9 protein-coding genes and 1 tRNA gene are annotated in these 7,952 nt (G+C 60.6%); 7 read left to right on the plus strand and 3 right to left on the minus strand.

Features of this window, described 5'->3' with window-relative positions; translation table 11 throughout:
* Positions 1-14: 14 nt before the first annotated feature.
* On the minus strand, positions 15-824 hold the full coding sequence (locus ACM62Q_RS06975) for a hypothetical protein (RefSeq protein WP_415034943.1): 810 nt from the start codon (positions 822-824) through the stop codon (positions 15-17).
* A gap of 49 nt (positions 825-873) precedes the next feature.
* Positions 874-1,083: a DNA-binding protein gene (locus ACM62Q_RS06980; protein ID WP_415034945.1), complete on the minus strand. Its 210-nt coding sequence runs from the start codon at positions 1,081-1,083 to the stop codon at positions 874-876.
* A gap of 25 nt (positions 1,084-1,108) precedes the next feature.
* On the opposite strand from ACM62Q_RS06980, the gene ACM62Q_RS06985 reads away from it, so the two are divergent.
* Together ACM62Q_RS06985 and ACM62Q_RS06990 are read left to right on the plus strand one after the other, a co-directional pair.
* The gene (locus ACM62Q_RS06985) at positions 1,109-1,579 is read left to right on the plus strand and encodes a helix-turn-helix domain-containing protein (protein WP_415034947.1); all 471 of its coding nucleotides are present in this window, start codon (positions 1,109-1,111) and stop codon (positions 1,577-1,579) included.
* 206 nt (positions 1,580-1,785) lie between these two features.
* Complete coding sequence (locus ACM62Q_RS06990) at positions 1,786-2,448, plus strand: hypothetical protein (protein WP_415034949.1); 663 nt, start codon at positions 1,786-1,788, stop codon at positions 2,446-2,448.
* A gap of 379 nt (positions 2,449-2,827) precedes the next feature.
* Here the strand turns inward: ACM62Q_RS06990 and ACM62Q_RS06995 are convergent.
* Positions 2,828-2,904: transfer RNA gene (locus tag ACM62Q_RS06995), tRNA-Met, on the minus strand.
* 161 nt (positions 2,905-3,065) lie between these two features.
* Here ACM62Q_RS06995 and miaB point away from each other — a divergent pair.
* The 5 genes from miaB to lnt form a co-directional block, all read left to right on the plus strand.
* Positions 3,066-4,427 (plus strand): tRNA (N6-isopentenyl adenosine(37)-C2)-methylthiotransferase MiaB, encoded by a 1,362-nt coding sequence (gene miaB / locus ACM62Q_RS07000; protein ID WP_415034951.1) that lies wholly within the window; start codon positions 3,066-3,068, stop codon positions 4,425-4,427.
* Positions 4,428-4,437: 10 nt separating this feature from the next.
* Positions 4,438-5,442: a PhoH family protein gene (locus ACM62Q_RS07005; RefSeq protein WP_415034953.1), complete on the plus strand. Its 1,005-nt coding sequence runs from the start codon at positions 4,438-4,440 to the stop codon at positions 5,440-5,442.
* Complete coding sequence (gene ybeY / locus ACM62Q_RS07010; RefSeq protein WP_415034955.1) at positions 5,417-5,896, plus strand: rRNA maturation RNase YbeY; 480 nt, start codon at positions 5,417-5,419, stop codon at positions 5,894-5,896. The genes ACM62Q_RS07005 and ybeY overlap by 26 nt, the downstream gene beginning before the upstream one ends.
* 11 nt (positions 5,897-5,907) lie before the next feature.
* Positions 5,908-6,738 (plus strand): HlyC/CorC family transporter, encoded by an 831-nt coding sequence (locus ACM62Q_RS07015; protein WP_415034957.1) that lies wholly within the window; start codon positions 5,908-5,910, stop codon positions 6,736-6,738.
* A 9-nt stretch (positions 6,739-6,747) separates the two neighbouring features.
* Positions 6,748-7,952, plus strand: a 1,205-nt coding sequence (lnt, locus tag ACM62Q_RS07020; RefSeq protein WP_415034959.1) for an apolipoprotein N-acyltransferase, incomplete at its 3' end; no start/stop codon positions are given.

Consider the following 7,952-nt stretch of genomic DNA (forward strand, 5'->3'; position numbering starts at 1 on the left):
CCCCGGCCCCCGCCTCAGGCCTCGATCCGTGCCACGGACACCGCTGCCGGCAAAACGCGGTCGATCAAGTCGCAAAGATCGTCTTCCAGGTCGTCAAGCTCGCCTTCAGTCATGGCTTCGCGGAGCGGGTCGATGACCATGCTGCGCACCCTGTGAGCCGCCTCACGGTCGGTCACCAGGTCACCGTCGACCAGCGTACAGTCATCCAGGTTTGCATCAGCAACATCCAGCAGCTGCCAGCCGTCGCGCTGGCAAGCCAGATAGCGGCCGAACGAATCCCAGTGCATTCCTAGGTGCCAACGCCCTTCGCCGATCGGGCAACATAGCCCGTTGGATGGCATGGCTTCGAACAGCGGCTCAAATCTCGTATCGGTGCCGGCAGATGAGCGCGTCGTTCCGTACTGGATGCGATAGCAAAACGCCTTGCCGATATAAATTTCAGCGGGCGATTTTTTCAGCAGGTAATCCATCAAGGCATTAAGTAGCTCAATGGACGGCTGTTGCGCCGGGTGATCTGCTGGCACGTGCGGCAAAAACATCTCGCGCGCCATCGCCGCCAGCACCATGCCGGCGACGCGATGATCCACGCCAACCAGGCACTCGATCGCGTCCAGCAAGGCCTTGCCAGACAAGTACGGACGCAATTCCAGGTAATTCATTTCGCTCGGCAGCGTCTCGATAAACGCCTTGGCGGCAGCGGTGTCTTTGAAGCTGCCTATTGCATCTTTTGACACAGCGGCCCAGAAATGAAAAAACCAGTCGTTCTGCCGCGCCAACATCAAAAGCGCCCGGAGGTTGACGCGCAGTGATTTGAGAGAGTCCATGATGCTTCCTTTATAAAAGTGCTGCGTTGAAAAACCCGTTTGAAACCGCTTAATCGACGATCACGCCGTCCTTGATGCCAAGCAGCACGGCGACCTTGTGTGCGTCGCCCCGCTCGCACTTCCGCTTGCCGTCCAGCACCCGATACACCGTTTCGTGGTGCACCCCGTGTTCCCGTGCCCAGGCCTTCATGCTCTTGCCAATCCGGCGGAACTCCGCGCGGGCCTCGGCCGGGGTCTTTAATTGGCGTTTCTCGTCCATTCGCTCTATCCTTGTTTGAGATTCAATGAATTTGTTTTTGTTGAGTGGATTATGGGAACCGTTCGGTTCCCTGTCAACTGATATTTGGAACCAAATGCACTCCTACGGCGAAAAACTACGCGAAGAAAGGGAGCGAACAGGTCTATCGCAGACCGAGTTCGGCGAAGCTATGGGCGTTACAAAGAAGACCCAGGGCCTTTATGAGCGTGGGGAGAGGGAACCGGACGGTTCCTATTTGCAGGCGGCAGCAGCGGCAGGGTGTGACGTTCTGTACATCCTGACGGGTCGGCGCGAGGTGAAATCGGGCTCCGCATCGCCCGCTGAAGAGGCCCGTCGCCTGGCCCTGGAAATCGTCCAGGAATGGCAGATCGAACACGGCAAATTCCTGCCCGTCGACAAGTTTTTACGCGCCGTCGAACTGCTCACCGAACTGGCCGCCGACGAGCCGGCCCAGGTCAAAAAACACGCTGCCAGCGTGCTCCGCCTGGCCGCCTGAAAGCCCGGTTTTTACGCTTAAAACCGGGCCGCGAAGTGGGACAAACCCCTATCCCGCACTTTGTCCCACTTGTTTACAAATCAACGAGTTGAACTTTGTCTCATTTCATATGGTGAAATGCGAAGTGGGACAAAGTACAAGGGGGTTTGTCCCACTTCGAAGCCGGCGTAATATGTCATACACATTCACCCAGAAAAGGAAGAGACATGACTGAGCGCGACAAAAAAACTGCCGAAATCAAATCCTTGTTTGCCGAGGCAAAACGCCCGCCAGCGCCCAAGCAGCCGCGCACGCCACGCGCCAAGCCAACGCCGCCAGCTGCTGGTAATGTCATCATCGTCAATGGCGACGGCGTGGCGGCACACCAGATCGCCGGCGGCGACATCCACAACCACACCCATGCCAAACCGCCGCCACGCCCTAAAATCGTTGTCACGCCTGGCGACAACGTGATTACCGAGGCGCAAAAAGCCGAGCTGACCGCAGCGCGTGCCGAATGGCTTGCCCTGCATCGCAGCATCAAAAAAACCCCGCTCAGTGACGGCGCCGCCTGGATGCGCATCAACAAGGCCGCCAAGGCCACCTCCTACCATCTAATCGCACCAGAGAACTACCCGCTCGCGCTGGCCTATATCAAAGGCCAAATGGCCATCTTGCGCGGAATGGCCTCAGCTCCGGCCAAGGATGACGGTTGGCGTAAATCCAGAATCGGCGCCATCAAAGCGCGTTGCAATAATGAGCTCCGCAACCCGGATGCTTACAAGCCCTACATAAAAAAGAATTTCAAGGCTGACTCGCTCGCAAACCTCTCTACCGATCAGCTTCGTAAGACCTACACGTACATCATGGGCAAAAAAGCGCCGGCCTGATTGCCCGGAGCGTAGACGCAAAACGGGCCAGGAATCACCCCAGCCCGTTACTGACCGGTTCCCCGGTCCAAATCCGTCCAGATCACACGCAGTCGCGTGCCAAATAACTTTCAAACCTGCGCACTATTTGAGCATTCCCGCCAAAACCCGTCGCAAATAACACCCCGCCAAAAAAACCCCCACCCCGCCCGGAAACCCGCTGTCCCGCTAGGTTCCGGCCAATCCCACCCAATCCCGCCCCCCTCTTGCCCCTGTGCCAAATGACACGCTCCCCCACATTTTGCGGCAGGCTACCCGCAGCACTGGTGGCCAGAACCCCGCGTGGCGCGGGGATTTCAGGCAAGAAAAAGGGCCCGGAGACTATCCGAGCCCTGATGGATGGTGGTGATGGGCAGAATCGAACTGCCGACCTATGGGTTATGAATCCATCGCTCTAACCGTCTGAGCTACATCACCACGCTGGGGTGCGACTTAAGGGCGCGAATTATAGGGGCGGGCGAGGGGGTGGTCAACCGGGTTATAATTCGCCCCCTCAATTTTCGCTCCTCACTTTCGCAACTCTCTGCGCTGTCGCGTCTACTCGTGGCGCGTTTTCCCGTATTTTCAAGAAATCATTCATGCCGAAAAAGTTATTCATCCGTACTTTCGGGTGCCAGATGAACGAGTACGACTCCGAGAAAATGGTCGATATCCTCCATGCCAGTGAGGAAATCGTCAGAACAGACAATCCGGAAGAAGCCGACATCATTTTGTTCAACACCTGCTCGGTGCGCGAGAAGGCGCAGGAGAAGGTGTTTCATGATCTGGGGCGGGTGCGCCCCTTGAAGGAAAAGAATCCCAACCTGGTCATTGGTGTGGGCGGCTGTGTGGCCAGCCAAGAGGGCGAGGCCATTGTGCGCCGCGCGCCCTATGTCGATGTGGTGTTCGGGCCGCAAACCCTGCACCGCTTGCCGCAGTTGATTGCCGAACGCAAAAGCAAGGGCAAGGCGGCGGTGGATGTGTCCTTCCCGGAGATCGAGAAATTCGATGCCCTACCCCCGGCGGAAATCAAGGGGGCGACGGCCTTCGTGTCGATCATGGAAGGCTGTTCCAAATTCTGCACCTACTGCATCGTGCCCTACACGCGCGGCCAGGAAATTTCGCGGCCATTTGCCGACGTGCTGACTGAAGTCGCCGATCTGGCGACGCACGGCGTCAAGGAAGTCACCTTACTCGGGCAGAACGTCAATGCCTATCGTGGCGCGATGGACGATACTCTAGGAAATAGCGAAGAAAAAGCCGACCTGGCACTGCTGATCGAATACATCGCCGAGATTCCCGGCATCGAGCGCATCCGCTACACCACCTCGCACCCCTGCGAGATGAATCAGCGCCTGATCGATGTCTACCGCACCGTCCCCAAACTGGTGTCGCACCTGCATCTGCCGGTGCAGGCAGGTTCGGATCGTGTGCTGGCGGCGATGAAGCGCGGCTACACGGCGCTGGAATACAAGTCGGTGGTGCGCAAATTGCGCGCAGCGCGGCCGGACATCGCCTTGTCGACCGATTTCATCGTCGGCTTCCCCGGCGAGACCGACGCCGATTTCGAAAAAACCATGAAACTGATCGACGAAGTCGGCTTTGATGCTTCCTTCAGCTTCATCTACAGCCCGCGCCCGGGCACGCCGGCGCTCGATCTGGTCGATGACACGCCGGCGGAAGTGAAATCGGCGCGGCTGATGCGGCTGCAAAAGCGTATCGACGAACTGGCACAGGCGGTCAGCCAGGCTATGGTCGGCACGGTGCAGCGGGTGCTGGTGGAAGGGCCGTCGAAAAAAGATGCCAATGAACTGGCCGGGCGCACCGACAACAACCGCATCGTCAATTTCGCCGGCGGCTCTGCCCACAGCGCGCGCCTGATCGGCCAGTTTGTCGAGGTGCGCATCCTGCAATCCCTGTCGCACAGTCTGCGCGGCGAAATCCTGACGCGGGAGATTTAAGGGCCGCCCGATGAACGAAAAACCTTCCCCCCTACCCCACACCGAAATCAGTCTGACACCGCTCGACAACAACCAGCTCGCCCAGCTTTGCGGGCCGCTCGACGAGAACATCCGGCAGATCGAAACCGGGTTTGATGTCAGCATCCGCCGCCGCAACGAGCGTTTTACGATCAGCGGCCTGAATGCGCTGCGCACGGCCGACGCCTTGCGCCATTTTTACGCCCTGGCGCGCCAGCCTTTGTCGATCGACGACATTCAGCTGGGCTTGATCGAGCTACTCAACGCCCCGGTGCAGCGCATCGATCCGGCAAGCGACAGCCCGAATCTCAGTCTGAATCTCAGCCCAAGTACCGGCCCGCGTCTGATCACGCGCAAAAATGAAGTGCACGGGCGCACGCCGCGCCAGGTGGAATACCTCAAGCACATCCAGGCGCACGACATCACCTTTGGCATCGGCCCGGCCGGCACCGGCAAAACTTATCTGGCGGTAGCGAGTGCGGTCGATGCCTTCGAGCGTGAATTAGTCGAGCGCATCATCCTCACCCGGCCGGCAGTGGAAGCCGGCGAACGACTCGGCTTTCTGCCCGGCGACCTGACGCAGAAAATCGACCCCTACCTGCGTCCGCTGTACGACGCTCTGTATGACTTGATGGGGGCCGAGCGGGTGGCCAAGCTGTACGAAAAGCGCGCCATCGAAATTGCACCGCTCGCCTTCATGCGCGGGCGCACGCTCAACCACGCTTTCGTCATTCTCGACGAAGCACAGAACACCACGCCGGAACAGATGAAGATGTTCCTCACCCGTATCGGCATCGGCGCCCGGGCGGTGGTGACCGGCGACATCACCCAGATCGACCTGCCGAAAGGCCAGAAAAGCGGCCTCAAGGAAGCGCTCGACGTGCTGCACGATGTGCGCGGCATTGCCTTCACCCACTTTCGTAAGGAAGATGTCGTGCGTCACCCACTGGTCGCCCGCATCGTCGAAGCCTATGAAAACCACCAGCACACGTCTTGATCTGAGCGTGCAATATGCCTGTCTGAGCGTCTGCCCACGCGAAGATTTACCGCGGCGCGCCGATTTCCTGCACTGGGCGCGCGCCGCGCTCACGGGCGGCGGCAGCATCACCATCCGCCTGGTGGAGAGCGCAGAAGGCCAGGCCCTGAACCGCGATTACCGGGGCAAGGATTACGCCACCAACGTCCTCTCCTTCCCCTACGAATACGAGCCGCGCACCGTCGGCGACCTCGTTCTCTGCCCGGCAGTCGTCGCCCGCGAAGCCGCCGAACAAGGCAAGACGCTTGCCGCCCACTACGCGCACCTCACCGTGCATGGCATCCTCCACCTGCAAGGCTGGGACCACGAAGACGATGCCAGCGCCGAGGCCATGGAAGAAGAGGAAAGACAAATTCTCGCGCGCCTAGGCATCAGCGATCCTTACGCTCTCCCCTGCGCCACGGCCGCTCTTTGATTCGGTGCGCCATGGACAAACCTTCTTTCATCGAACGTCTTTCATCGCTCCTGCTGCGCGAACCCGAGGATAGGGCGCAGCTGCTGCAGATTTTGCAAGCGGCGCACGAAAAGAATCTGCTCGACGCCGATGCCCTGGGCATCATCCAGGGTGCGCTGGCGGCTTCCGAAACGCCGGTCACCGAGGTGATGATTCCGCGCGCGCAGACCGATGTGATCGACGTCAACGCCGCCTTCGAGGTGATCCGCCAAACCGTCATCATCGCCGGCCATTCGCGCTTTCCGGTGATCGAAGGCGACCGCGACAACGTGCTGGGCATCCTGCTGGCCAAAGATTTGCTGCGCCAGCCTGCGCCGGAGCATTTCGATTTACGCCAGTGGCTGCGCCCCGCCGTGTTCATCCCCGAATCGAAGCGTCTGGATGTGCTGCTGCGCGAATTTCGCGTCTCGCGCAATCACATGGCCATCGTGGTCAACGAATACGGCGGCATGGCCGGGCTGGTGACGATCGAGGACGTGCTCGAACAGATCGTCGGCGACATCGAAGACGAATACGATTTCGACGAAACCCACGACAACATCCGCGCCGACACGGGCGGCCGCTACCGGGTCAAGGCCACCACCAGCATCGCCGATTTCAACACCGCCTTCTGCACGAATTTCCCGGACGAGGAATTCGACACCATCGGCGGTTTCCTAATGGGCGAACTCGGCCACGTCCCCAAACGCAACGAATGTTTCGCGTTCTCCGGCATCCGCTTCCAGGTCTTGCGCGCCGACAGCCGCCGCCTGTACACCCTGCTGGTCGCCCCGCCTGCGCCAGAACCCGCCCCCGCCGGTTAAAGAACGCGCATGCCGCCCCTGCTACGCCACCCGATCGTTTCCGGCTCTCTGCTTCCCTTCGTTCTGGGCGTTACCGGCATCCTGTGTTTTGCGCCCTTCGAGTTTTTCTGGGCCGCGCCGCTCGTCTGGCTGGGGCTCTTTCTGCTGTTTGAACGCGCCGCCTCCCCCCGCCGGGCGGCGCTCGCGGGGGGGCTGTTCGGCCTGGGATTTTTTCTGGCCGGTGTCTCCTGGATTTTCGTCAGCCTCTCCGTTTTCGGCGGCATGCCCGCCGGGCTGGCGGCACCGGCCACTTTCCTCTTCTGCGCCGTGCTGGCACTCTATCCCGCCCTGAGCGGCTTCTTCTACCGCCGTTTCCGGCCCGCCACCTTCTGGCAGCGCGCGCTATTTTTTGCCGCCTTGATTGCCGGCGCCGACGGGCTGCGCGCCTGGGTTTTTACCGGTTTTCCCTGGCTCGCGCTCGGTTACAGCCAGACGCCGCCCAGCCCGCTGGCGGGTTTTGCGCCGGTTTTTGGCGTTTTTGGCCTGTCCTTCTTGCTCGCCTGGCTGGCTGCTGCCTTGGCCCGCCCCCGCCACGGCCTGCCGCTCACCGCCCTGCTCTGCCTGGCCGGTTTCGGCCTGCAACAGATCGAATGGAGCGAAGCGCACGGCCCGACGCTGAAAGTCGCGCTGGTGCAGGGCAATATCCCGCTGCAGATGAAATTCGACCCGGCCGCCTTCGGCCAGACGCTCGCCCTCTACCGCGAACTGATCGCCCGTCACCCGGCCGATCTGACCATCCTACCGGAAACCGCCCTGCCCGCCTTCATCGACCACCTGCCGGACGGCTATCTGGATGAACTCGCCGCCCTTGCCCGCCCGCACGGCGGCAATATTCTGCTCGGCACCCTCACCGGGCAGCCGCGCGGCGCTTATTTCAACAGCGCCGTCAGCCTGGGCGCGGCACCGATGCAGGTGTATAACAAACAGCATCTGGTACCGTTCGGCGAATTCATCCCGCCAGGTTTTGCCTGGTTCATGGCGCAAGCCAACATCCCCATGTCGAGTTTTTCCGCCGGCCCGGCACAGCAAGACAGCTTTGCCTTCGGTGCGGGTGATACGGCGTATCAGGTCGCGGCCAATATCTGCTATGAAGATGCGTTCGGCGAAGAAATCATCCGCGCCCTGCCCGCCGCCGGCATCCTCGCCAATCTTTCCAACACCGCCTGGTTCGGCGA

The organism is Azonexus sp. (assembly GCF_047638095.1).
In the GTDB taxonomy this organism is placed as follows: Bacteria; Pseudomonadota; Gammaproteobacteria; order Burkholderiales; family Rhodocyclaceae; genus Azonexus.